Raw genomic sequence first — 25,153 nt, forward strand, 5'->3', positions numbered from 1 at the left:
AAGCATTTACTCCCGCGTATTCGCGTACTATTATTGTTCGTCTTTCAAAAAATAGCAACCTCAAGCACGGATCATGTATAAATTTTCACCACGTCATATTTTTCAAGAAACATTCTTATTACTCAGCCTCGGCATCGCCACCGCCTCTTTCGCCGAAGTCAATATTGCCAATTACACCGCCAATCTTCCCAAGGGGGCAAATTTGGCATTCATCGCCAAAAACATCAATCAAGATAACATTATCGCCGATTATAACGGACAAACGTTCATGCTCCCCGCCAGCACGCAAAAAGTATTTACCGCTTTGGCGGCAAAATTGACGCTCGGCGATTCATTTCAATTTCAAACCGCACTTTTAACCAACGGCAAAGTACAAAACGGTCAACTCAACGGCGATTTAATTGTGCGTTTTACCGGCGACCCGGATTTAACCAGCGGGCAATTATTCAATTTATTATCGGAATTAAAGAAGCAAAACATTAATAAAATCACCGGCAATCTGATTTTAGATACGTCGGTGTTTATCGGTCACGATCGCGGTTTAGGCTGGATCTGGAATGATCTGACCATGTGCTTTAACGCTCCGCCTGCCGCGGTAAATATTGATAATAACTGCTTTTATGTGGATATTGATGCCAACCAGCCGGAAGGGCAACCGGTAAAATTCAACGTGCCGTCGCAATACCCGATTCAGGTGTTCGGGCAGGTTTATGTGGCAGGTAAAGAGGAAGCCGGTTATTGCCAGTTGGATGCTATCGTGCATGATAACAACCGCTATCAGGTGAAAGGCTGTCTGGTGCGTCAAAGCAAGCCTTTCGGGTTAAGTTTCGCCGTGCAGGATCCCAACGCTTACGCAGCGGCGATTATTCAACGCCAGCTAAAACGCCTGAATATCGAATTTAACGGGCAAGTGCAACAACCTTATCGCCAACAACAAGGTCAGGTGTTGGCGCAACATTTGTCCAAACCGCTGCCCGATCTCATCAAAAAAATGATGAAAAAATCTGACAACCAAATTGCCGATGCGTTGTTCCGCACCATCGCTTACAACCAATACAAACGCCCCGCGTCCTTCCAATTAGGCACTCTGGCAATGAAAAGGGTGTTATCGCAGGTGGGTATTAAATTCGGCAACAGCGTTATCGCCGACGGTTCAGGCTTATCCCGCCATAATTTAGTGGCGCCGCAAACCATGTTGCAGGTGTTGGATTACATCGCAAAAAATGAAGAAAAATTGCATTTATTGGATAGCTTCCCTATCGCCGGCGTGGACGGCACCTTAAGCGGGCGCGGGTCATTAATCAATCCGCCGTTGGTGAAAAACGTCATCGCCAAAACCGGCGCATTGAAAGGCGTGTACAATCTGGCGGGCTATCTCACCAACGCGCGCGGAGAAAAAGTGGCGTTCGTGCAATTTATCAACGGCTACTCCACCGGCGATCCGGAAAGCAAAACCAAGCGTGCCCCGCTAGTGCAATTTGAAAGCGGCGTGTATAACGCGCTGTATCAGGATTAATTTCGCAGGATTAAAAAGACAAAAAGTGCGGTGGATTTTTCAAACGTTTTTAAAACGCCGAGGAAATCCACCGCACTTTTTTCTTATAAACGATGTCGAATTATTTATTAATTAAACTCAAAAACTCTTTGCGTGTTTCGCGATCTTCTAAGAACACGCCGCCGAAAGCGGAGGTGACGGTGTAGCTGTTGGCATCTTTAATGCCACGGCATTTCACGCAGAAATGGGTTGCTTTTACATAAACCGCCACATCTTCCGTTTCCAAAATGGTTTGGAATGCCAACAAAATTTGTTCCGTTAAACGCTCCTGCACTTGCGGACGTTGAGCGAAAAATGTCACTATGCGATTAATTTTAGATAAGCCGATAACCCATTTCTTCGGGTAATACGCCACGGAAACTTTTCCGTCTATGGTAACAAAATGATGTTCGCAGGTGCTGGTTAATGTGACATCATTGACCAACACCATTTCACTCACTTTCATACGATTAGCAATGTTCGTAATCTTAGGAAAATTGACGTAATCCAAGCCGCTAAAAATTTCATCAACGAACATTTTTGCAAGACGTGACGGGGTTTCTTCAATACTGTCGTCACGTAAATCCAAGCCGATTAAACGCAACACTTCGCGCATATGTTGTTCGATTCTTGTGCGACGTTCATCTTTGCTCTCGTCCGACACAATCATCGGTGTTTCAATTCCTTTCTGAACCAGCGCCGTACGGACTTTCTCTGCTTCAGGTGAAATATCGTTCATTTACTGCTCCCAATGAAAATAATTGCGCATTTTAGCAAACTCCAAGGCAATAATAAAATGAAGATAATGACTATGTAGCATGAAAACTTTTAGTATAATGACCGTACTTTTTTATTTAAGGATCCACTATGTTGCCGTTATCCCAAGCCCTTGAGCAAATGTTAAACCAACTTCCCTTTCCCACTTCTACGGAAGCACTGCCGACTCACCTGGCAAGCCAACGCATTTGCGCTGAAAATATTATTTCCCCTATTAACGTTCCCTCTTTCGACAATTCCGCCATGGACGGTTATGCCGTGCGGTTGGCGGATTTGCAACAATCCATGACGCTTACTGTGGCGGGCAAAGCCTTTGCCGGTGCGCCATTTGAGGGTGAATGGACGGCGCAAAGTGCGGTCAGAATTATGACCGGTGCCATGATTCCACAGGATGCGGACGCGGTGGTGATGCAAGAAGAGGTTCAGGTGAACGATGACGGCACGGTAACCTTCCAAAATCTGCCGAAATTAAATCAAAATATTCGTCGTATCGGGGAAGATGTTAAACAGGGGGATGTGGTGTTGCGACAAGGCGCCTTATTAAATGCGATTTCCCTGCCGTTACTCGCCTCCCTTGGCATTGAAAACGTGAAGGTTTTCCCGCGTTTAAAAGTGGCGGTGCTTTCTACCGGTGATGAATTGGTGCCGGTGGGCAAACCGCTACAAACCGGGCAAATTTATGACACCAACCGTTTCGCCGTGAAATTATTATTGGAAAAATTAAACTGCGAAGTGTTGGATTTCGGTATTTTGCCAGATAACGAGGCGCAATTTGAAAACACCTTTATTGAAGCGCAACAACAGGCGGATTTGGTGATTACCAGCGGCGGCGTTTCCGTGGGCGAAGCGGATTTCACCAAACATATTTTAGAGAAAGTGGGCAAAATCAATTTCTGGAAAATCGCCATTAAACCGGGTAAACCTTTTGCTTTCGGCAAATTAAAAAACGCCTGGTTCTGCGGTTTGCCGGGCAACCCGGTGTCGGCGTTGGTGACATTTTATCAATTAGTGCAACCCGCCATCGCCAAACTCAGCGGCTACAGCCAATGGAAAGCGCCGATTCGCTTCCCTGCCGTCGCCGCCGTGAATTTGAAAAAAGCGCCGGGACGATTAGGTTTCCAACGCGGGTATTATCACGTCAACGCTCAAGGGCAAATTGAAGTGCAACCGGTGGGTTTCCAAGGCTCCCATTTATTCAGCTCCTTTGTGAAAAGTAATTGTTTTATCGTGCTGGAACAGGAACGCGGTAATGTTGCAGCGGGCGAAACGGTCACCATTGAGCCTTTTACCGATTTATTACACTAATTCATTGAGTCTATTATGGAATTAACCCATCAGGAAGAATTACGCTACAACCGCCAGATCGTGTTGAAAGACATTGATTTTGACGGACAGGAAACGCTGAAAGACAGCAAAATGCTCATCGTCGGTTTGGGCGGTTTAGGTTGCGCTGCCAGCCAATATTTAGCCGTCGCCGGTGTGGGACATTTGACGCTGCTGGATTTCGACACCGTAGATATATCCAACTTACAACGTCAGGTGTTGCATGATGACAGTCGTCTCGGCATGCCGAAAGTGGACTCGGCAAAACGTTCTTTAGCGCGTTTAAATCCGCATATTGAAGTGGACGCTATCAATCAGTTATTGGACGAACAACAGCTCAAGGAATTGGTCAGCAAATTTGATGTGGTGCTGGATTGCACCGATAACGTCACCACCCGAAACCAATTAGACAGTGCCTGTTCAGCTCATAAAATCCCGCTAGTTTCCGGTGCGGCGATTCGTCTGGAAGGACAGGTTTCCGTGTTCACTTACGAAGACGACACTCCAACCTATCACAGCCTCAGCCGTTTGTTCGGCGATAACGCCTTAAGTTGTGTAGAAGCCGGCGTACTAGCACCTATCGTAGGTTTGATCGGTTCCATTCAGGCCTTGGAAGCTATCAAAGTGCGGTTAAAAATCGGCACGAATTTATGCGGTCGGTTGTTGTTAATTGATGGGATGACGATGTCGGTAAGGGAAGTGAAGTTGACGGGGAAGGGTAATATATAGATAGCAACGGCACTAAGCCGGTGCTTCCGTTACTCCAAGCGTGGGCTCTTAACCATCATAAATGAAAAGTGCAGTTAAAATTTCAAATGTTTTTTCGGCTAGCAACCATATACATTACCTGAATACTAGAAGTATGCGTTGGAAGACGTGCACTATCTGCTTCGAGCTATTTTGGTTAGGAAACGCGCGCCATCAGCGCACCTGTATTCAATCGATTCTTTTCTTCGTAAATATCATTTTTCAACTCCCCAGGCCCCGTTCCTAAAAAACACCGCCAAGAACCACCGCACTTTTCCTGCAATTGCATTATTCCAATCATAAAAAAGCCACCGAAAATCGGTGGCAAATCATGAAAAATGCATGAAAAAGCGAGTTGGTTATTTCGAGGAAACCTGTTTTAAGAAGGTTTGGCGCGGTGAGGTTAAGCCAAGTTTTTCTGCTTCGTTAACTAAATTCATCGCTTTGTTTACATTACCGCCTTTTAACGCTTTGGTGATTGCCTGATTGAAGTAGGCTTCAGTGTCTCGATCCACCGGCACATTCACCGCTTTAGACGACACAATGTTTGCTGTCGGCGCCGGTGTAGGCGCTGCCCCTACCGGTTGAACCGCTTTTTTATCGGAAGAGGAGAAAATATTGGTTGGCATACCGATAAAGCGCGTGCCGTTAGCGTTAGTGACGTTCACGATAATCTGACCATTCAAACTGTGTTTCACTTCAATATCATTCAATGCCGGCGGTTGGTGCCCGGTGCCTTTGGCATACAGTTTCGCCGGATGCGGGATCATGGTGGTTTTTGCCAAATCTTGTTGGGTGGTGTAAATCAACAGGTAAATATAACTTTGTGAAGCGGCAGGCGTAAGGTTTAGCTCGGCGGCAAAGCGATTCGGTTGCATACCGCGTTCTTCTTGGAATTTGAATTCGGATGAAGGGTAAGTCGCCGCCACATTAAAATTGCTATCTAAAACCACCGCACTTGGGACGAATGCGCTTTTGTTTTCAATAGGACTGATAATTTCCACTTCCAAAGTGCCTTGGTTCGCCGGAATGCGATAGGCGGCAATCGGGCTTTCTACACCGGCAAAAGAGGCGGTAAAGGCTTGTTTTTGTTGTTCGGATAAATTGGTGGTGACTTTTTCGGAAAAGGATACGTCCTGCCATTGCAGATTTGCCAGTGCCGTTGAGTTAATATGAACAGGCGTATTAGCCCGGCTTGGCGAGGCTACTGCGATATTCGCCAATAAAAGTGCGGTCAAAAATTTTATCGTTTTTTTCATATTAACCTCAGAAAAAATGTACTTTATGAAAGAGTTGGGAAGTTATTGTGCTACCCGCACTGGCGGATAGCACATTTTACGGTGATTACCACCATGCTTCAAATTGAACACCAGCGATAAATTCGCCATCTTTTGCTTTGTAACCATGTTCAATACGATTCTCAGTGTTGAATTTATCATTCCAGTGCGCGTAAGTTCCGAACACACGAATTGCCGGACGCGCCCAGATGCTACTACCTGCCTGCCATTGTTGCGCAAGAGTAACTTTGGCTAAATCATTTTTCTTACCGGTGGCTTGATCTTTCACGCGGTCATAACCGAGTTCCATTAAGGTACTCATGGTATTAGTCCATTTATACATCGGACGAACACCGGCGGAGTACCAGGTTTTGCCTTGTTTGTTATTTAAATCGGTTTTTTGATAAATCAAGGCGTACATCATTTCAACTTTATCGCTGAATTGAACGGTACCTTGGTCAATTAAACGGATCATGTGACCACGGTTGCTGGTTAATGAACCTTGCGCATGACCGTAGTTCCAACCGTCAGATGCCATGGAATCTTTGGCATATTGCACGGTGAATTTATTGAAGCCGCCGAAGAACTCGCTTTGAGTATGTTCGATAGTGAACATGTGACCGTTTTTGGTCGCGTCATCATTTACATAGCGGGCATCGTCTTTTTTATGAGATCGGGCGTAATCAAAACCGAATTCTAATTTACCGTTTTCGCTAACTTGAACTTCAGCTAAACGAACATCGAATACATCGTTGTAAACATCTTTTTGTACTTTACGGGTAGTATCCCATCTTTTATTTGCGCGATCATAGTAGTAGCTAAATGCACCGCCTGCTTCTGTATTACGGGTTACCGCAAGAGATAATTTACCAAAACCCAAATCAATGCCTTCAACCCCCGCACCCGGACCGGAAATATCCCAGTAGTAGAAGTCGTTCATGTGTACGTCATGACGTTGGTAGAAACGTTTACCTGCCCATAATGTGGCGCCCGGTAAGCTGTCAGCGAAGTTTTCAAATTTCACATTTAATTCACGCACTGCCGGGCTGGTTTCGGTCCAGTCGCCTTTATGCAAATTACCACCATAGGCAATTAAGCTGTCGAAATAGAAGCGTTTGTTGCCTTCTTTCCATAATTCTTGACCGAAGCCTAATTCCGCATAGGTATCGGATTCGTTACCTAAACGGTATTTTGCCGGTGCGCCGTTGGCGGAAAATGCGGTCAGTTCGCCACCGCCCGATGTCCAACCAATACCGGAACGGGCGTAACCGTGGAAATCCACCGCACTTGCGCTTGTTGCAAATAATGTGCCGCTAATGGCAATTGTCAGAAGTGTTTTTTGAATTTTCATAAGAGACCTCTCTTGCATTGAGTTAATAACCTTAAGCCACCGGTAGCCCGTGGCCTCTACGGTGTAATCAATTCCTTTAAACGCCTTTTTCTTTATACAAACGTTGGCAGGCGGTGCCGTCTTCTTTAAACAGATGGCAACGTTCCGGAATGATGCCGATGTCCATCGTTTCCCCCTCCTTCACCAACACCACATCATTTTGGCGATAAATTAAGGTCGGTTGTTTAATTTCAGGGATTTCAAGGTGAATTTGCGTTTCGTTACCAAGCAATTCCACCACCTGCACATTGCTGCGCAACGTAACTTCTGCCTCATCAGACGGAATTAAATGCTCAGGGCGTATACCTAATGAAAGGTTTTCACCCACTTTCACGCCATTACCGGAAACCGGGATCCAGAAGTTATGATGGTTGGCGTCGGGCAATTCGATTTGCACCCGCTCTTTTTCCACAGCAGTCACTTTCACCGGCAGGAAATTCATTTTCGGTGAACCGATAAAACCGGCCACGAAACGATTTTGCGGATAATGGTAAAGTTCCAGCGGTTTCCCCACCTGCGCAATACCGCCCGCATTCAACACCACGATTTTGTCCGCCAGGGTCATGGCTTCCACTTGGTCATGGGTAACATAAATCATGGTGCGGTTGAGTTTTTTGTGTAATTTGGAGATTTCCACCCGCATTTGTACGCGCAAGGCGGCATCTAAGTTGGAAAGCGGTTCGTCCAGCAAGAATACTTCTGGCTGGGAAACAAGGGTTCGCCCAATCGCCACACGTTGACGCTGACCGCCCGACAAGGCTTTCGGTTTACGTTCAAGCAAATGGGCAAGCTGTAAAATTTCGGCAACCTGATTAACGCGCTGATCCCGTTCCGTTTTATTTACACCGGCTAATTTCAGCCCGAAAGACATATTTTCTGCCACATCCAAGTGCGGGTACAGGGCGTAAGATTGGAACACCATACCGATACCGCGCTTTGCCGGCGGCACATCGTTCATCCGTTTTTCACCGATGTAAAGTTCACCGGTGGTAATATCCTCAAGTCCGGCAATCATTCGCAATAATGTGGATTTACCGCAACCGGACGGTCCGACAAAGACGACAAATTCGCCTTCTTCAATATCCAAATTAATATCTTTGGAAATATGTACGTTTCCGTAAGATTTGCCCACATTGCGCAATGTTACACTTGCCATAATGAAACCTCTCGATACCTTGTCTTTTATATGTTCGGGCTAATCATACTTATACGTATAAAGAAAAAATCCTCCCTGATAAAAAATTTAGGGGGATTAGATAAAATCGTTCAAAATTTATTCAAATATTTTCTTTTTTGGTAGGCGCATAAAATTTTGTGATCCAGCTCTAATTTTTTTAATTAATTTATGTGATCGAAGTCACAAACTTATAAAAAATGTCGATGAGATCACAGTGTTACAGACAAGGAGTAGTCAGGGGGAGGATAACAAAATAAAATATTTACGGATAATGCCAATAATGTGTAAAAAGGCTTTTTAAGTGTTTCATGCTCACTGGAAAATACCGCCACTCAACTTGCAGTTACCGAACGTCAAACCGTTAAACAGGCACCGGACGAAGCGGCTCAACGTATTCGCTCCGGTATCAGTAAATAACCAACAAGGACTTACAACATGAAAAACAAACTCGTTAAATTCACTTTAACCGCCGTGGCGGGCTTAGTTATGTCTTCCGCTGTAATGGCAAAAATGACCGAAGGAAAATTGGTTATTTGGATCAACGGCGACAAAGGCTATAACGGCTTGGCTGAAGTGGGTAAAAAATTTGAAAAAGACACCGGCATTTCCGTTTTGGTAGAACATCCGGACAGACTGGAAGAAAAATTTGCTCAAGTGGCGTCCACCGGTGACGGCCCGGACATTATCTTCTGGGCACATGACCGTTTTGGCGGCTATGCGCAAGCGGGTTTATTGACCGAACTTACCCCAAGCAAAGAATTTAAAGATAAATTCGTAGATTTTGCCTGGGATGCGGAAACCTATAACGGCAAAGTCATCGGCTATCCGGTGGCGATTGAATCCCTGTCTTTAATCTACAACAAAGACTTGGTTCCTACCCCGCCGAAATCCTGGGAAGAAATTCTTGAGCTGGATGCCAAACTCAAAAAAGACAAGAAAAACGCCATTATGTGGAACCTGTCCGAGCCGTATTTCACTTGGCCTATCGTCGCTTCTAACGGCGGTTATGCCTTCAAATTTGTCAACGGCAAATATGACATTAACGACATCGGCGTAAACAACGAAGGTTCACAAAAAGCCCTGCAATTCGTGGTGAATATGGTGAAAAATAAAGTCATCAGCGCCGATATGGACTATGCCATCGCGGAAGCGGCATTTAACAAAGGCGATGCGGCGTTAACCATTAACGGTCCTTGGTCTTGGGGCAACATTGAGAAAAGCAAAATCAATTACGGCGTTGCCGTGTTGCCGACCTTAAACGGTCACAATGCCAAACCGTTCGTCGGCGTGTTAAGTGCCGGTATTAACTCCGCCAGCCCGAACAAAGATCTCGCGGTGGAATTCATGGAAAACTACCTGTTGACCGATGACGGTTTGGAAACCGTCAATAAAGACAAACCACTAGGCGCTGTGGCATTGAAATCCTACCAAGAAAAATTAGCGAAAGATCCGCGTATCGCCGCCACCATGGAAAATGCGAAAAACGGTGAAATCATGCCGAATATCGCGCAAATGAGTGCCTTCTGGTATGCCGAAAAAGCGGCAATCGGCAATGCCGTCAGCGGTCGTCAAAGCGTAAAACAAGCCTTGGACGATGCCCGCGCACGTATCCAAAAACAACAATAAACCAAGCCTGATGTGCCGAGCCGAATTGACGGTTCGGCACATTAACAATTCAAAAAGTGCGGTGCAAATTTTTAGTGTTTTCTATGCCATAGCCGATTAGTCATTCTGTTCTCGAGGTGTTTTATGCAACAATCTCCGACTCAAGCGACATCGCAATCCCCGTGGCTGAAATATTTGTTAGCCGGCGTCGTATTGTTGATTGACTTATATTTAGTGGTTTTAATGTATTCGCAGGGAGAATATTTGTTCGCCATTTTAACCTTGGTGATTCTGACTTCCGGCGTGTACATTTTCAGCAGCAAAAAAGTGTACGCATGGCGTTATGTGTATCCCGGCTTAACGGGCATGGCGATTTTTATTTTATTCCCGTTGGTCGCCACCATCGCCATCGCCTTCACCAATTACAGCGGCACCAACCAGCTTTCCTTTGAACGTGCCGTTGCCGTATTAGGCGAACAACGTTACTTCGCCGGTGATAAATACGATTTCAAACTCTACCCGCAACAGGACAACAGCTATATCCTTGCCCTACACAATAACAATACCGGACAGGATTTCGCTTCCGTTCCTATTAAACTCACCGATAAGGAAATCACGGTAACCGAACAAGCCGCACCGCAAAGCGAAGCGGCACCGCTTAAAGTGATTACGCAAAACCGCAGCGCCTTACAAGCCATGCGCGTGACCTTGCCAAGCGGCAATGAATTGACCATGAGTTCATTACGTCAATTTTCCGAACAAAAACCGCGTTACACCTTTAACAGCGAAACCAATACCTTAACCAACAACGAAAACGGCAAAATCTACAAAGCCAACAATGATATCGGCTTTTTCCAAGCGGTTAATGAAACCGGCGAATGGTTAAATGAAACCTTAGAGCCGGGTTATACGGTGTCTGTGGGCTGGCTGAATTTCGTGAAAATCTTCACCGATGAAGGTATCCAAAAACCGTTCATTCAAATTTTTATCTGGACGGTGATTTTCTCCTTACTCACCGTTGTTTTCACCGTTATTCTCGGCATGGTGTTGGCTTGCGTGGTGCAATGGGAAGCGCTGAAAGGCAAAGGCGTATATCGCTTGCTGTTAATCTTGCCGTATGCCGTGCCGTCCTTTATTTCCATCTTGATTTTCAAAGGGTTATTCAACCAAAGTTTCGGGGAAATCAATGTCATTCTGAATCAATTATTCGACATTAGCCCGGAATGGTTTAACGATCCGTTCCTGGCGAAAACCATGATTCTTATCGTCAATACCTGGTTGGGTTATCCGTACATGATGATTTTGTGCATGGGCTTGTTGAAAGCCATTCCGTCGGATTTATACGAAGCCTCTGCCATGGACGGCGCGTCCACCTGGCAGAACTTCAGCAAAATCACCTTCCCGTTGTTGTTAAAACCGTTAACCCCGTTAATGATTGCGTCCTTCGCCTTTAACTTTAACAACTTCGTGTTGATTCAACTATTAACCAACGGTCGCCCGGACATGATCGGCACCACCACGCCGGCAGGTTACACCGACTTGCTCGTCAGCTACACCTACCGCATCGCCTTTGAAGGCAGCGGCACGCAAGACTTCGGCTTGGCGGCAGCGATTGCCACCATCATCTTCTTGCTCGTAGGCGGCTTGGCATTACTCAACATCAAAGCCACTAAAATGAAATTAGACTAACGCATTCAGGAGAACCGAATTATGGCTATCGTACAATCCAAATCTGCCCGCTACCGTTTATGGGTGACCCATTTGCTGCTGATTGCATTTATTTGTCTGATTATTTTCCCGTTACTGATGGTGATCGGCATTTCCCTGCACCCGGGCAACCTCGCTTTGGGCGATTTGATTCCGAAACAAATTTCCTGGGAACACTGGCAGGCGGCGCTTGGCTTTTATGTGGTACACGCCGACGGTTCTGTCACACCACCGCCGTTCCCGGTGTTGTTGTGGTTGTGGAACTCCATTAAAGTGGCGACCATCACCTCCGTGGGTATCGTTGTTATGTCCACCACTTGCGCCTACGCTTTCGCGCGGATGAAATTCAAAGGCAAAAAAACCATCTTGCAAGGCATGTTAATTTTCCAAATGTTCCCTGCGGTGTTGTCTTTGGTCGCCTTATACGCCTTATTCAATCGCCTCGGTCAATATATCCCGTTCCTCGGCTTAAACACCCACGGCGGCGTGATTTTCGCTTACTTGGGCGGTATCGCCTTGCACGTTTGGACCATCAAAGGCTATTTTGAAACCATCGACGGATCCCTGGAAGAAGCTGCCGCCTTAGACGGCGCTACCCCATGGCAGGCATTCCGCTTAATTTTACTACCTCTCTCCGTACCGATTCTGGCGGTGGTCTTCATTCTTTCCTTCATCGCCGCCATTACCGAAGTGCCGGTCGCCTCGCTATTATTACGCGATGTCAACAGCTACACCCTGGCGGTGGGAATGCAACAATATCTCTACCCGCAAAACTACCTTTGGGGCGACTTCGCCGCTGCAGCGGTGCTTTCCGCTATTCCTATTACCCTCGTGTTCTTACTGGCACAACGCTGGTTAATCGGCGGATTAACGGCAGGTGGGGTGAAGGGGTAAAGAAACTCCCCTCTTTAGCAAAGAGGGGGATTTCTTTCAGACATTAAATCTATCTCCAAAAACCACCGCACTTTTGTTCATCAGGAAGCGTCTCATGCAAAAATCCATTCTCTATTTTTCTCTGTTCTGCGCCGGCAATACCTTTGCCGCGTGGCAGCATCCGCAGTTTAACGAACTGAACGACAACGCCGAAAAGCAACTCTTCCAAGGGCAGGCAACGCTGGACAAAGGCAATTATTCGTTACAATTCCAACGCGACGGCAAATGCTTCCAGCCTCAAACTGCCGTGAAACTCAATCAAACCGCCTCCCTCGAACCTTGCCACGGCGACGCGCCGCAATTACGTATTTTCCGTCACGGCAATTATCTCGCCCAAATCGACACCCGCAGCGGCACGCCGACTTTACGTATCAGCATTGAACGACAGCCGGAACCGGAAGCCGTAGCAAAAACTTGTCCGAAGTGGGATCAGAAACCGTTGGAAATTGACGTGAGCCAAACCTTCGCCGAGGGCGATACCGTGCGCGATGCTTATTCGGGCAAAAGTGCGGTGGTGAAAAACGGTAAAGTGACCTTGACGCCGGATCCGCTGGCGGGCGGATTGCTGCTCTTGGAAAAAAGTGCGGTTAAAAATCCAAGTGTTTTTCACTGGAAAAACGCCACCGTCTATTTTGTGTTGACCGATCGCTTTCATAACGGCAACCCGCACAACGATCACAGCTACGGACGACAAAAAGACGGTATGCAGGAAATCGGTACGTTCCATGGTGGCGATTTAAAAGGCTTAACGGAAAAACTGGATTACCTGCAACAGCTCGGCGTGAACGTCATCTGGATTTCCTCGCCACTAGAACAAATGCACGGCTGGGTCGGCGGTGGGGATAAAGGCGATTTTCCGCATTACGCCTATCACGGCTATTATCATCAGGACTGGACGAAAATTGACGCCAACATGGGGACGGAGCAAGATCTCAGCCATTTCATTGAGCAAGCCCATAAACGCGGCATGAAAGTGATTTTCGACGTGGTGATGAATCACACCGGCTACGCTACTCTTGCGGATATGCAGGAATTCGGTTTCGGTTCGTTTTACCTGAAACCGGAAGAAATGCAATCCGTATTAGGTGAAAAATGGACGAACTGGAAACCGAAACGCGGTCAGAATTGGCATAGTTTTAACGACTACATCAATTTCGGCGATAGCGTCAGCTGGGTGAAATGGTGGGGTAAGGATTGGGTGCGATCCGACATTGGCGATTACGACAGCCCGAAATTCGACGATCTGAAAATGTCCCTCGCTTCATTGCCCGATCTCAAAACCGAAAGCGATAATGCAGTGGGTTTGCCGCCTTTTTATCACCACAAACAAACCCATGCCAAAGCTCTGCAAAATGCCAAAGTGCGTGATTATCTCATCGGCTGGTTGTCTGATTGGGTGCGTAACTACGGCGTAGACGGCTTTCGCGTGGATACCGCCAAACACGTTGAAAAATCCACTTGGCTGGCATTAAAACAATCGGCGGACGCGGCATTACACCAGTGGCAGCAAAAACATCCTTCCGAGAGCAGCGGTGAACCCTTTTGGATGACGGGCGAAGCCTGGGGACACGGCGTGCTGAAAAGCGATTACTACCAAAACGGCTTCGACGCCATGATCAATTTCGACTTTCAGGACCAAGCAAAAAATGCGTTGGATTGTTTCGCCCACATTGATCCCGTGTATCAGAACATGAGCGACAAACTGAAAGATTTCAATGTGTTGAGTTACCTTTCCTCCCACGATACCCGTTTGTTCTATCATTCGGATAGCCAAGGCAACAACGCGAAACAAAAAATCGCCGCTAACCTGTTATTACTGGCGCCGGGCGCTGTACAAATCTATTACGGCGATGAAAGCGGACGGGACTTTGGACCCACCGGTTCCGACCCGATGCAAGGCACGCGTTCCGATATGAATTGGCAGGACCTCGGCACAAACGGCGACAAACAAGCCCTGCTCACCCACTGGCAAACACTCGCCCACTTCCGCCAAGCGCATCCGGCAATCGGCGCAGGTAAACAAACCACTGCGAAAACGGAGAAATATTACGCCTTTAGCCGTGAATTGGACGGCGATAAAGTGATGGTCGTTTGGGCAGGAGAGTAAGATTACTGCAAAAAGTGCGGTCATTTCAAAAAACGTTTTTTAAATCGACCGCACTTTTTTTACCCTTCTGCCGGCAGCAAAAACCAGCCTATGGGGCGTAGTTGCACGAAATAACGCGGTTGGTTCGGAATGTAATCGTTCGGGTTAAGGTGAATCAATAGCGGCAAGCCCTGCCATAAGGCGCGAATTTCCCAGTAATTTCCCATGAATACCGCCGACTGAATCGTGCATTGTGCAGCCGACTCACCTTGCAAACCAAGCAACACCCCTTCCGGGCGAATGCCCAGCTGATAATTGCCATCCGTCGCCCCTGTTTGAGAGACTAATGATAATGGATTTTTATCCATGAATAATTTGCCGTTTTTTGATTGCACGGGAAAGAATGAGGCATCGCCCATGAAGGTCGCCGTGAAGCGGGAGGTCGGCGCGCGGTAGAGCTCGCTTAGGGTGCCGATTTGTTCCACTTTGCCTTGATTCATCACCACCACTTCATCAGAAATGGCAAAGGCTTCGCTTTGATCGTGGGTGACATATAAGGTAGTGATATTCAGTTGTTGCTGTAAATGACGAATCATTTCGCGTAATGTGCGGCGTAAATTGGTATCCAGGTTGCTCAAAGGCTCATCAAACAATAAAATCTGCGGCGCGATAACCAAGGCACGGGCAAGCGCCACCCGCTGTTGTTGCCCGCCGGAAAGCTGCTCAATACGACGCGTTTCAAAACCGTCCAACTCCACCATTTTCAACGCATTCCTCACTTTAGCGGCAATGTTCGTTGCGTTTTCATCCTGCATTTTTAAGCCGAACGCCACGTTTTCACTCACCGTTAAATGGGGAAATAAGGCATAAGACTGAAATACGAAGCCCACGCCACGTTGTTGCGGAGCAAGCCGACTGAGATCCCGTCCGTCGCACAAAATCTGCCCTTTATCCGGCTCTTCTAGCCCCGCAATCAGACGCAAAATGGTGGTTTTGCCACAGCCGGAGGCACCAAGCAAAGTGGTGAATTTATGCTTTTGAAAAGATAAATTGAAATCCTGCAACACCTTGGTTTGCCCGAAGGATTTATAGATGTGTTTTAATTCAATCTGTTCTGTCATGTTGTTTTCTCTGCAAATTGAGATCGCCGACCCAGCGCCCGAATAATCCAATCACCAGCATCATCACCACAATGAGAGTTGCGCCGTATGCCACCGCAAGTCCGTAATCGCCGTCTTCCACGCGATTTAAAATATAAGACGTGGCAACGCGGGTGCTTGGTGTGACTAAGAAAATAATGGCGCTGATGGTGGTCATGGCGCGCACGAAACCGGTCACCAAGGCGGATAATAACGCCGGTTTTGATAAAGGCAGAATAATAAAGCGTAATACCTGAAAACTGCTCGCTTTTAGCGTATAACCCGCTTCATCCAAAGTCGGATCCAACTGTTTGAAATTCACTAACGCCGCACGCAAGCCGATAGGCATATTGCGCGTAATCATGGAAAGCACAATGATGACGCCGGTGCCGGTCAAATACAATGGCACGTTATTAAACGCCAGAATGTAAGAAACACCCGCCACCGTGCCGGGCACGGCAAAACTTAATAAAGTGAAAAATTCCGCGTATTTTTTGCCGAAAAAATGCCGACGGGCGAAAAAATAGGCTAACAGAAAACCGCTGATGGCGGTAAAGGGTGCGGCAATTAACGCGAATAATACGGTTTGCACTAAAGACGGAATGGCGCCGCTGTTCCAGCCTTGTCCGAATAAGGTGATGTAATGCTGAAAGGTAAATTGATTATTAATGCCCCAGCTTTGCATGAAACTGCCGTAAAAAATGCTACCGTACAAAATACCGTTAAAGCCCACCCAAAGGATAAAAACCGTCGTCACCAACACGTTCAAACCGGTAGCCAGCGGCGTTACCCGCCCTTCAAAAGATTTGCCCGATACCGTGACATAGTTTTGGCTGCCGATAAAACGGTATTGCAGCCAGAATATGCTCAACGAGATAGCAAGCAAAATCACGCCCAGGGTGCTGGCGGCTAAATAATCATTTTGTGCGCCGACAATATAAAAATAAATCTGCGTTGCCAACACATCAAAATTGCCCCCCAGCACGAAGGGAGTGCTGAAATCCGCCAGCGATTGCACCATCACGATCAAAAACGCATTGGCTAACGCCTGTTTGAGTAGCGGCAATACAATAAAACGGAAACTTTGCCAACGGTTTGCCCCTAACATCACGCCCGCTTCTTCCAGTTTGGGCGACAAGGCTTTTAACGCGCCTTCAATAAGCATAAATGCCATGGGCGTGAGCGCCAGCGTGTGGGAAATTAAAATGCCGTTGAAGCCGTACAGCCAATTTGCCGTAATACCGAAATGTTGCGTTAAAAACAGTGTGACGGAACCGTTGCGTCCGAACATGAGCATCACGCCGAGGCTCACCACAAAGGGCGGCGTAATCATGGGTAAAATCGAAAAGAGTTTGCTGATCCATACACTGCGTTTAGCGATACGGGTGGTATAAAGGGCGAAAATCAAGCCGAAGACGACGGAAAAAACACCCACGGAAGCAGACACCGCCAAAGAATTCCCCACCACCTGCCACAAGCCGGCGTTCGCCATTAAGGCAGAGATATTCTGCCAATCACTCTGCTCTGCGCAAAAAAAGACAGCGAACAATTTGCCGATGGGATAAAAAATAAAACCGATGACTAAACAAGATAGCCCCAAGGCGACACTTAATAAAAAACGATCGCCCTGCATAAATCGCAGGCGTGCCAAGGCATCCACCAAAATGGCGCCTAGCGCCAATGTCAGAAAAATAACGGCGTAGCCAAAACGAAAACGGAAAAATTCGGCGGAAAACCAAATGAAGACACCGAGTGAAACGGCTAAAAATAAAGTAATTTTAGGTCGCCCGAAGGCACTGCGGGAAAGAAAAGGGAAAAACAATAACGCCGCAAACCACAGCCAGCTGATATTCGGTTGAACCCAGCCCAGCGCCGCGAAATATTCGCTGCGGGTGGCGCCGAAAATGCCGTAATCCAAAGCTCGCACAGGCAATAGCGCAAATGCCGTAAATGCAAGCAAAATCCAGGTGAGGTTGTGACGAAATTGTTTTTTTAGCATTGATAGAAAATCTGAGCTGATTTCGTGGAGAAGTTATTCCCCACGATAAGGCTATTTCGCCAATTTAATTTCCGCCAACCATTTATTAATCAAGCGTTTGCCTTCTTCGCTGGAACCGAATTTCACAAAATCAAAATCCAGTAATTGTAAGGTTTTCGGATTAACAGATTTCGGTGAGGCTTCAGCGTTCACGTTTGTCGGAATTTGATACAAACCGAATTCACGCCACGGAATTTCTTCCACCTCTTTGGAAAGCACATAATCCATGAACAGTTTGGCGTTATCCAAATTACGCGCACCTTTGATGATGCTCGCACCGCCCAAGGCGTAACCCGTTTTGCCTTGCGGAATCACCGCCTCTACCGGCGCGCCTTTTTCTTTTTCCGTGGCGTAAGAATGCACGAATCCAATACTGATCGCCGTTTCGCCACGGGATAAATTCGCCGTCACCAAATTGCTTTTCACATATTGCGACACGTTTTCATTGAGTTTTTTGAGGTAATCAAAAGCTTTTTCTTCGCCCCAAAGCTGAATTAAAGTCGCCATAATTGTATAAGTAGTGCCGGAAGCGCGCGGATCCGGCAGTTGAACCTCGCCTTTGTATTCCGGCTTTAACAAATCTTCCCAGGTTTGCGGTGTCGGCAAACCGAGTTGGGCTAATTTTTGCGTATTCACGCCGAAACCTAACACCAGCATATACGCCACGGACGTAAACTCGCCTTTTTCTGCCATCAAGGTTTTAAACTGCGGTAGGATTTCCGCCTGTTTCGGAGAACGGTAGGCTTCCAATAAACCTAATTCCCCCGCCTGAAAATGTGGTTCGATAGTTCCGCCATACCAAAAATCCGCCTGCGGATTGTCTTTTTCCGCTTTGATCTTGCCAAAAATGGTTTCCGTGCCGCCGTGTACGAATTGCGTTTCCACGTTGTATTTCGCGCCGAAATCCTGCGTCACTTTTTCACACACTTTATTTTGCACCGTGCAATACACCGTCAAGCGCCCTTCCGCCTGTGCCTGCTGGGCGAAGAAAAAAGGCGAAAGACAAACCAAACCTAAACTGCGTTTAAACCATTTTTGCATATTCAATCCCTCATAAATTAATCATCATTGATTGCTCAGGATTATATGCCATTGAATGCAAAATACTAAATAAATCACGTTTATTTTTTGCGCTGATGAAAAACAGGTACAACCAATCACCGGCTAAAAACACGGAAAAAACTAACCGCACTTGAGCAAAAAGCGGCTTTTTTACAGCCCAAGCGCATTGAAGGAATCACACAATACATTTTGAACAACTTCAAACAAAAGACACATCGTTTCAACGCCGGCAATCAAGGCTTTAATGCGATGTTTGCGGTGAGTAGTGTGGAGGCGGCAAAGTTTTATTATGAAGCATTTAAAAAGCAACAAAGTGCGGTAGAAAATCCGCTTAAAATTGCCACTATCTTTTCTTTTGCCGCTAATGAAGAACAAGACGCGGTAGGCGATATTACCGATGAAAGTTTTGAAGTGGAAGCCATGAATTCGAGCGCCAAAGAATTCTTAAAATCTGCTATTGATGACTACAACAAGTATTTTGCAACCAACTATGATGTAGATGGAAAATCCTTCCAAAATTATTATCGAGATTTGGCAAAACGGGTAAAAAATAAAGAAATTGACCTGCTTATTGTTGTCGGTATTTTTTTAACCGGGTTTGATGCGCCAACGCTAAACACCTTGTTTGTCGATAAAAATCTACGTTATCACGGGTTAATTCAAGCTTTTTCCCGCACCAATCGAATTTATAATGCGACCAAAACCTTTGGCAATATCGTTACTTTCCGCGATTTGGAGCAAAACACCATTGATGCCATTACGCTTTTTGGCAACGCCAATACGCGTAACGTAGTACTGGAAAAAAGCTATCAAGAATATATGGAAGGCTATACCGATGCAGGCATCGATCGCCGCGGCTATTTAGACGTCATTACCGAACTCAGCGATCGTTTTCCTGATCCAACTGAAATTGAAACGGAAAAAGGCAAAAAAGCCTTTGTTAAATTATTCGGTGAATATTTACGCGTTGAAAATATCCTGCAAAATTATGATGAATTTTCCGCTTTGCAGGCATTTCAATCCGTTGATAAAACTGATGAACAAGCAATACAAGCATTTAAAGAAAAGTATTATCTTAGCGATGAAGCCCTTGCTGAAATACAAAAAATTGATATACCAAGCGAACGCGCTATTCAAAATTATCGATCTACTTATAATGACATTCGTGATTGGCTTCGCCGGCAAAAAGATGGCGAAGAAAAAGGCAAATCAACCATTGATTGGGATGATGTAGTCTTTGAGGTGGATTTATTAAAATCCCAAGAAATCAATCTGGATTATATTTTAGAGCTGATTTTTGAGCACAATAAAAAAACCAAAGACAAAGAAACCTTGGTTGAAGAAATTCGTTCAATTATCCGCTCAAGTTTGGGAAACCGCGCCAAAGAAAGTTTAATCATCGATTTTATTCATCAAACAGATTTAGATGCTATTGCCGACAAGGCAAGTATCATTGAAGCGTTCTTTAAATTTGCTCAAACAGAGCAACAAAAAGAGGCTAATGAACTCATTGCTTCGGAAAACTTAAACATAGAAGCGGCTAAACGTTATATTAGTGTTTCATTAAAACGCGAGTACGCCAGCGAAAACGGCACGGATTTAAATGAAGCCCTGCCTAAGATGAGTCCGCTCAATCCGGAATATCTGAAGAAAAAGAAAAGTATTTTCCAAAAAATTGCGGAATTTGTTGAGAAATTTAAGGGCATCGGTGGAAGTATCTAATCACCTTTCCCCTAAAAAGTGCGGTGGAAATTTAAGGTGTTTTTTCACCGCACTTTTTTCTTTCAAAACGCCCTACCCTCATCATTTCGCATAAAATTTGTCCCTTTACACAAATTTTAATAATGCGATTTTTACCACGCAAAAAATTCTTCTTGGTTTATAAGCAGTTATTTTATGTCAATAATTCAAGTAAAAAATTTAGTACTTGAATTTTCACATCCAACACATTATCTTGTGCAAAATTTTTATAACGCAACTATATGTTGTGTTTTTCATATATTTTAGAGAAATAGGTATCTTCCATGAACAAGGCATTGATGGTCACCAAACGTGACGGAAAACCGGAACCGATTAATCTTGATAAAATTCACCGCGTGATCACTTGGGCGGCGGAAGGGTTGGACAATGTGTCCGTGTCTCAAGTGGAATTGCGTTCTCACATTCAGTTTTATGAAGGGATTCGCACCTCCGACATTCACGAAACCATTATTAAAGCGGCGGCGGATCTGATCAGCAAAGATTCCCCGGATTATCAATACCTTGCCGCGCGCCTTGCGGTGTTCCATTTGCGTAAAAAAGCGTACGGGCATTTTGATCCGCCGCGTTTATACGATCACGTGAAAAAACTGGTACGTATGGGCAAATACGATCCGTCTTTATTGGATGACTACACTCGCGAAGAATGGGATGAAATGGACGGTTTTATCGACCATTGGCGCGATATGACCTTCTCTTATGCGGCAGTGAAGCAATTAGAAGGCAAATATTTAGTCCAAAACCGTGTGACCGGTGAGATCTACGAATCCGCCCAATTCCTCTATTTATTGGTAGCGGCGAGCCTGTTCTCCAAATACCCGCAGGAAACCCGTTTGGATTATGTGCGCCGTTTTTACGATGCCACCTCCACCTTTAAAATTTCCCTGCCGACCCCAATCATGGCAGGCGTGCGCACCCCAACCCGTCAATTCAGCTCTTGCGTGCTGATCGAATGCGGCGACAGCCTAGATTCCATTAACGCGACCGCCTCCGCCATTGTGAAATACGTTTCCCAACGCGCCGGTATCGGGATCAACGCGGGCGCTATTCGCGCTCTTGGCAGCCCGATTCGTGGCGGCGAAGCCTTCCATACCGGTTGTATTCCATTCTACAAACACTTCCAAACTGCCGTCAAATCCTGCTCACAGGGCGGTGTGCGCGGCGGTGCGGCAACGGTGTATTACCCGATTTGGCACTTGGAAGTGGAAAGCCTGTTGGTGTTGAAAAACAACCGTGGCGTGGAAGACAACCGTGTGCGTCACATGGACTACGGTGTGCAACTCAACAAATTAATGTATCAACGCTTAATTAAAGGCGGCGACATTACCCTATTCAGCCCGTCCGATGTGCCGGGGCTTTATGAAACGTTCTTTGCCGATCAAGATAAATTCGAGCAACTTTATGTGCAATACGAACAGGATCCAAACATTCGTAAACGCACCGTGAAAGCCGTGGAATTATTCTCCTTATTAATGCAGGAGCGTGCTTCCACCGGTCGTATTTATATTCATAACGTGGACCACTGTAACACCCATTCACCGTTCGATCCGAAAGTAGCACCGGTGCGTCAATCCAATCTTTGCCTGGAAATCGCCCTGCCGACCAAACCGTTACAACATTTCCACGATGAAAATGGCGAAATAGCCCTTTGTACCCTTTCCGCCTTTAACTTAGGCAAACTGGAAAACTTAGACGAGTTAGACAACCTGGCAGATCTTGCTGTTCGCACCTTAGATGCCTTATTGGATTACCAAGATTATCCGGTGATTGCGGCGAAACGCAGTTCCCTTGCCCGTCGTTCTTTGGGTATCGGCGTGATTAACTATGCATATTACTTGGCGAAACACGGCGTGCGTTATTCCGACGGCAGCGCCAACGATTTAACCCACCGCACTTTTGAAGCCATTCAATATTATTTACTGAAAGCCTCCATGAATTTGGCAAAAGAACAAGGCGCGTGCGAGTATTTCAACGAAACCACTTACGCCCAAGGCATTTTGCCAATCGATACTTACAAAAAAGACATCGACAGCCTAACCACCGAACCGCTGCATTACGACTGGGAAAGCCTGCGCCGCGACATCCAAGAATTCGGCTTGCGTAACTCCACCCTCACCGCCTTAATGCCGTCGGAAACCTCTTCCCAGATTTCCAACGCCACCAACGGCATCGAACCGCCACGCGGTCATGTGAGCGTGAAAGCCTCCAAAGACGGCATTTTGAAACAAGTGGTGCCGGATTACGAAAACCTCGGCGAAAACTACGAATTGCTTTGGGATATTCCAAGCAATGACGGTTACTTACACTTAGTGGGCATCATGCAAAAATTCGTGGATCAAGCGATTTCCGCTAATACCAATTACGATCCGAAACGTTTTGAAGACGGCAAAGTGCCGATGAAAGTGTTGTTAAAAGATCTCTTAACCGCTTACAAATACGGCTTAAAAACCCTCTACTACCAGAACACCCGCGACGGCGCCGAAGACAGCCAAGAAGATTTGGATGATGGTTGTGCCGGTGGGGCGTGTAAGATTTAATTATTAATAATCCCTCCTCATTGGAGGGATTAGATTACTCTTAGCGAGTTCATATGAATGAATTGACAATAAAAATTGTAATGCTCTTTTATTACCTGGCATTATAATTACAATGCTTATAGATAAGTTCACTGAACATAAAGAATGGAATAACTATAAATATTCATTGTTTGTTATTTCATATGGAATATTATCTTACTTAATATTACAAATTCTATCGCTATTAAATCAATGTGCCAAAATCGGGTACGAAAATTTCACATTAAATAATGCAGAGTATCTTCAAGTATGGGATGTTAATTCAAGTATTAACCTACCTTATAATGAAGTAATTGCTTCAGGAATAGTGTCATTTTTTCTTGGTTTATTATTTGTTTACATAGATCACAAAGAATACCTTGCCAAATTTCTTCTTAAATTTAATATTTCTAGAAAATATGGTGATTATGGAGTATTCCCCCAGTTATTAAAAGATAACAAAGATCAATACATAGATATCACTATTTGGGATAAAAATTTATTTATTAGGGGTATTGTAAATTCCTTTCATGAAGATAAAGAACTATTCGAAATATACATTGAAAATGCTGATGTTTATAAAACATCAAAAGGTAAAGCAACAAAAATTTACACAGCTCTTAGACTTTCAATATGTGAGCCATATAAAAACCTTATAATTTCAACTACACAACAACCTTCAAAAGGAGAATAGATATGAGATATAACCAAAACCATGAAGCCATTGTAATGGATGGTATAACATTAAGAACCACAAATGAAAGATTATCCACAGAAAACTATAAATTAAAGTCAGATGATTTTAATATAAAGGTTAGGGAACAACAGTCTGCTCCAGTAAAACCCACAACTCCTCCTGTTAGTCATAAATAGTTAAGTTAAATAGGTAAATACTATGGCATACACCACTTTCTCACAAAACAAAAACGACCAATTAAAAGAACCGATGTTCTTTGGTCAAAACGTCAACGTAGCGCGTTACGATCAACAAAAATATGAGACTTTTGAAAAGCTCATTGAAAAACAACTTTCCTTCTTCTGGCGTCCGGAAGAAGTGGATGTGTCGCAAGACCGTATCGACTACGCGGCGTTGCCTGAACATGAAAAACACATTTTCATCAGCAACTTAAAATATCAAACCTTGTTGGATTCCATTCAAGGCAGAAGCCCGAATGTGGCGTTGTTGCCGTTGGTGTCCATTCCGGAATTGGAAACCTGGATCGAGACCTGGACCTTCTCCGAAACCATCCATTCCCGTTCTTACACCCACATTATTCGTAACATCGTAAACGATCCGTCCATCGTGTTTGATGACATCGTGACCAACGAAGAAATCATCAAACGCGCACGCGATATTTCTTCTTACTACGACGATTTAATCCGCGACAGCCAGCTTTACAGCCTCTACGGCGAAGGCACTTACACTGTGGACGGTAAAGAATGCGTGGTGAGCCTGCGTAACCTGAAAAAACAACTTTACCTGTGCTTAATGAGCGTCAACGCCTTGGAAGCCATTCGCTTCTATGTGTCTTTTGCCTGTTCCTTCGCTTTTGCAGAACGCCAATTAATGGAAGGTAATGCAAAAATCATTAAATTCATCGCTCGTGATGAAGCATTACACTTAACCGGTACGCAGCACATTTTGAACATTATGGCGGCGGGTCAGGACGATCCTGAAATGGCGGAAATTGCCGAAGAATGCAAACAGGAAGCCTACGATTTGTTCCTCGCCGCGGCGGAACAGGAAAAAGACTGGGCGGATTATTTGTTTAAAGACGGTTCCATGATCGGTTTGAACAAAGACATTTTGGTGCAATATGTGGAATACATCACCAATATCCGTATGCAGGCGGTAGGCTTGCCGTTGCCGTTCCAAGCGCGCTCTAATCCGATTCCTTGGATCAACGCCTGGTTGGTTTCCGACAACGTACAGGTGGCACCGCAAGAAGTGGAAGTGAGTTCTTATCTTGTGGGTCAAATCGATTCCAAAGTCGATACCAAAGATTTTGATGATTTTGATTTGTAATCATCCCTTGTGGGGCGGG

18 protein-coding genes and 1 pseudogene are annotated in these 25,153 nt (G+C 45.5%); 12 read left to right on the forward strand and 7 right to left on the reverse strand.

All coding sequences use genetic code 11. From position 1 onward, the window contains the following. Window positions 1–73 precede the first annotated feature (73 nt). A complete protein-coding gene (gene dacB, locus LIN98_RS07955; protein WP_050846335.1) occupies window positions 74–1,516 on the forward strand; it encodes a serine-type D-Ala-D-Ala carboxypeptidase in 1,443 nt (480 codons plus the stop codon). Window positions 1,517–1,616: 100 nt separating this feature from the next. On the opposite strand, the gene folE is transcribed toward dacB, so the two are convergent. Then, window positions 1,617–2,273, reverse strand: coding sequence for a GTP cyclohydrolase I FolE (gene folE, locus LIN98_RS07960; protein ID WP_005568155.1), 657 nt, complete (start codon window positions 2,271–2,273; stop codon window positions 1,617–1,619). A 128-nt stretch (window positions 2,274–2,401) separates the two neighbouring features. Between folE and moeA the strand changes: the two genes are divergently transcribed. Then, the gene (moeA, locus tag LIN98_RS07965) at window positions 2,402–3,616 is read left to right on the forward strand and encodes a molybdopterin molybdotransferase MoeA (protein ID WP_148326186.1); all 1,215 of its coding nucleotides are present in this window, start codon (window positions 2,402–2,404) and stop codon (window positions 3,614–3,616) included. 15 nt (window positions 3,617–3,631) lie between these two features. Then, window positions 3,632–4,363 carry a molybdopterin-synthase adenylyltransferase MoeB gene (moeB, locus tag LIN98_RS07970; RefSeq protein ID WP_005568159.1) on the forward strand — a complete coding sequence of 244 codons (732 nt, stop codon included), beginning with the start codon at window positions 3,632–3,634 and terminating at the stop codon, window positions 4,361–4,363. A 377-nt stretch (window positions 4,364–4,740) separates the two neighbouring features. Here the strand turns inward: moeB and malM are convergent, their stop codons facing one another. The 3 genes from malM to malK all read right to left on the reverse strand — a co-directional run bounded on the left by malM (window position 4,741) and on the right by malK (window position 8,204). Continuing rightward, on the reverse strand, window positions 4,741–5,640 hold the full coding sequence (gene malM, locus LIN98_RS07975; protein WP_148326185.1) for a maltose operon protein MalM: 900 nt from the start codon (window positions 5,638–5,640) through the stop codon (window positions 4,741–4,743). Between the two features lie 85 nt (window positions 5,641–5,725). Next, the gene (locus LIN98_RS07980; RefSeq protein ID WP_005545228.1) at window positions 5,726–7,009 is read right to left on the reverse strand and encodes a maltoporin; all 1,284 of its coding nucleotides are present in this window, start codon (window positions 7,007–7,009) and stop codon (window positions 5,726–5,728) included. A 76-nt stretch (window positions 7,010–7,085) separates the two neighbouring features. Further along, window positions 7,086–8,204 carry a maltose/maltodextrin ABC transporter ATP-binding protein MalK gene (gene malK / locus LIN98_RS07985; protein WP_005537806.1) on the reverse strand — a complete coding sequence of 373 codons (1,119 nt, stop codon included), beginning with the start codon at window positions 8,202–8,204 and terminating at the stop codon, window positions 7,086–7,088. A 456-nt stretch (window positions 8,205–8,660) separates the two neighbouring features. On the opposite strand from malK, the gene malE reads away from it, so the two are divergent. The 4 genes from malE (at window position 8,661) to LIN98_RS08005 (ending at window position 14,577) form a co-directional block, all read left to right on the forward strand. After that, window positions 8,661–9,851: a maltose/maltodextrin ABC transporter substrate-binding protein MalE gene (gene malE / locus LIN98_RS07990; protein ID WP_005545224.1), complete on the forward strand. Its 1,191-nt coding sequence runs from the start codon at window positions 8,661–8,663 to the stop codon at window positions 9,849–9,851. Window positions 9,852–9,974: 123 nt separating this feature from the next. Further along, window positions 9,975–11,519, forward strand: coding sequence for a maltose ABC transporter permease MalF (malF, locus tag LIN98_RS07995; protein WP_014167703.1), 1,545 nt, complete (start codon window positions 9,975–9,977; stop codon window positions 11,517–11,519). Between the two features lie 21 nt (window positions 11,520–11,540). Continuing rightward, entirely contained in the window at window positions 11,541–12,431 is an 891-nt protein-coding gene (malG, locus tag LIN98_RS08000; RefSeq protein ID WP_249856104.1) for a maltose ABC transporter permease MalG, read from the forward strand. 94 nt (window positions 12,432–12,525) lie between these two features. Next, window positions 12,526–14,577 (forward strand): alpha-amylase, encoded by a 2,052-nt coding sequence (locus LIN98_RS08005; protein ID WP_148326184.1) that lies wholly within the window; start codon window positions 12,526–12,528, stop codon window positions 14,575–14,577. A 59-nt stretch (window positions 14,578–14,636) separates the two neighbouring features. On the opposite strand, the gene LIN98_RS08010 is transcribed toward LIN98_RS08005, so the two are convergent. Genes LIN98_RS08010 through LIN98_RS08020 form a run of 3 tightly spaced genes read right to left on the reverse strand, consistent with a single transcriptional unit; the run spans window position 14,637 to window position 18,774 of the window. Next, window positions 14,637–15,677 carry an ATP-binding cassette domain-containing protein gene (locus tag LIN98_RS08010; RefSeq protein WP_005570241.1) on the reverse strand — a complete coding sequence of 347 codons (1,041 nt, stop codon included), beginning with the start codon at window positions 15,675–15,677 and terminating at the stop codon, window positions 14,637–14,639. Continuing rightward, the gene (locus LIN98_RS08015) at window positions 15,661–17,694 is read right to left on the reverse strand and encodes an ABC transporter permease (protein WP_005589715.1); all 2,034 of its coding nucleotides are present in this window, start codon (window positions 17,692–17,694) and stop codon (window positions 15,661–15,663) included. The genes LIN98_RS08010 and LIN98_RS08015 overlap by 17 nt, the downstream gene beginning before the upstream one ends. 51 nt (window positions 17,695–17,745) lie before the next feature. Further along, window positions 17,746–18,774 (reverse strand): ABC transporter substrate-binding protein, encoded by a 1,029-nt coding sequence (locus LIN98_RS08020; protein WP_005568172.1) that lies wholly within the window; start codon window positions 18,772–18,774, stop codon window positions 17,746–17,748. Between the two features lie 126 nt (window positions 18,775–18,900). On the opposite strand from LIN98_RS08020, the pseudogene LIN98_RS08025 reads away from it, so the two are divergent. The 5 genes and pseudogenes from LIN98_RS08025 to nrdB all read left to right on the forward strand — a co-directional run. Then, window positions 18,901–20,517, forward strand: a pseudogene (locus LIN98_RS08025) (type I restriction endonuclease subunit R, EcoR124 family); the annotation flags it as partial. A gap of 302 nt (window positions 20,518–20,819) precedes the next feature. Beyond that, window positions 20,820–23,090, forward strand: coding sequence for a class 1a ribonucleoside-diphosphate reductase subunit alpha (nrdA, locus tag LIN98_RS08030; RefSeq protein WP_005545205.1), 2,271 nt, complete (start codon window positions 20,820–20,822; stop codon window positions 23,088–23,090). Between the two features lie 112 nt (window positions 23,091–23,202). After that, window positions 23,203–23,802: a hypothetical protein gene (locus LIN98_RS08035; protein WP_249856105.1), complete on the forward strand. Its 600-nt coding sequence runs from the start codon at window positions 23,203–23,205 to the stop codon at window positions 23,800–23,802. Between the two features lie 2 nt (window positions 23,803–23,804). Further along, window positions 23,805–23,981 (forward strand): hypothetical protein, encoded by a 177-nt coding sequence (locus LIN98_RS08040; protein WP_019518397.1) that lies wholly within the window; start codon window positions 23,805–23,807, stop codon window positions 23,979–23,981. A gap of 22 nt (window positions 23,982–24,003) precedes the next feature. Then, on the forward strand, window positions 24,004–25,134 hold the full coding sequence (gene nrdB, locus LIN98_RS08045; protein ID WP_005545312.1) for a class Ia ribonucleoside-diphosphate reductase subunit beta: 1,131 nt from the start codon (window positions 24,004–24,006) through the stop codon (window positions 25,132–25,134). Window positions 25,135–25,153 lie beyond the last annotated feature (19 nt).

Source organism: Aggregatibacter actinomycetemcomitans, from assembly GCF_023518055.1.
GTDB lineage: Bacteria > Pseudomonadota > Gammaproteobacteria > Enterobacterales > Pasteurellaceae > Aggregatibacter > Aggregatibacter actinomycetemcomitans.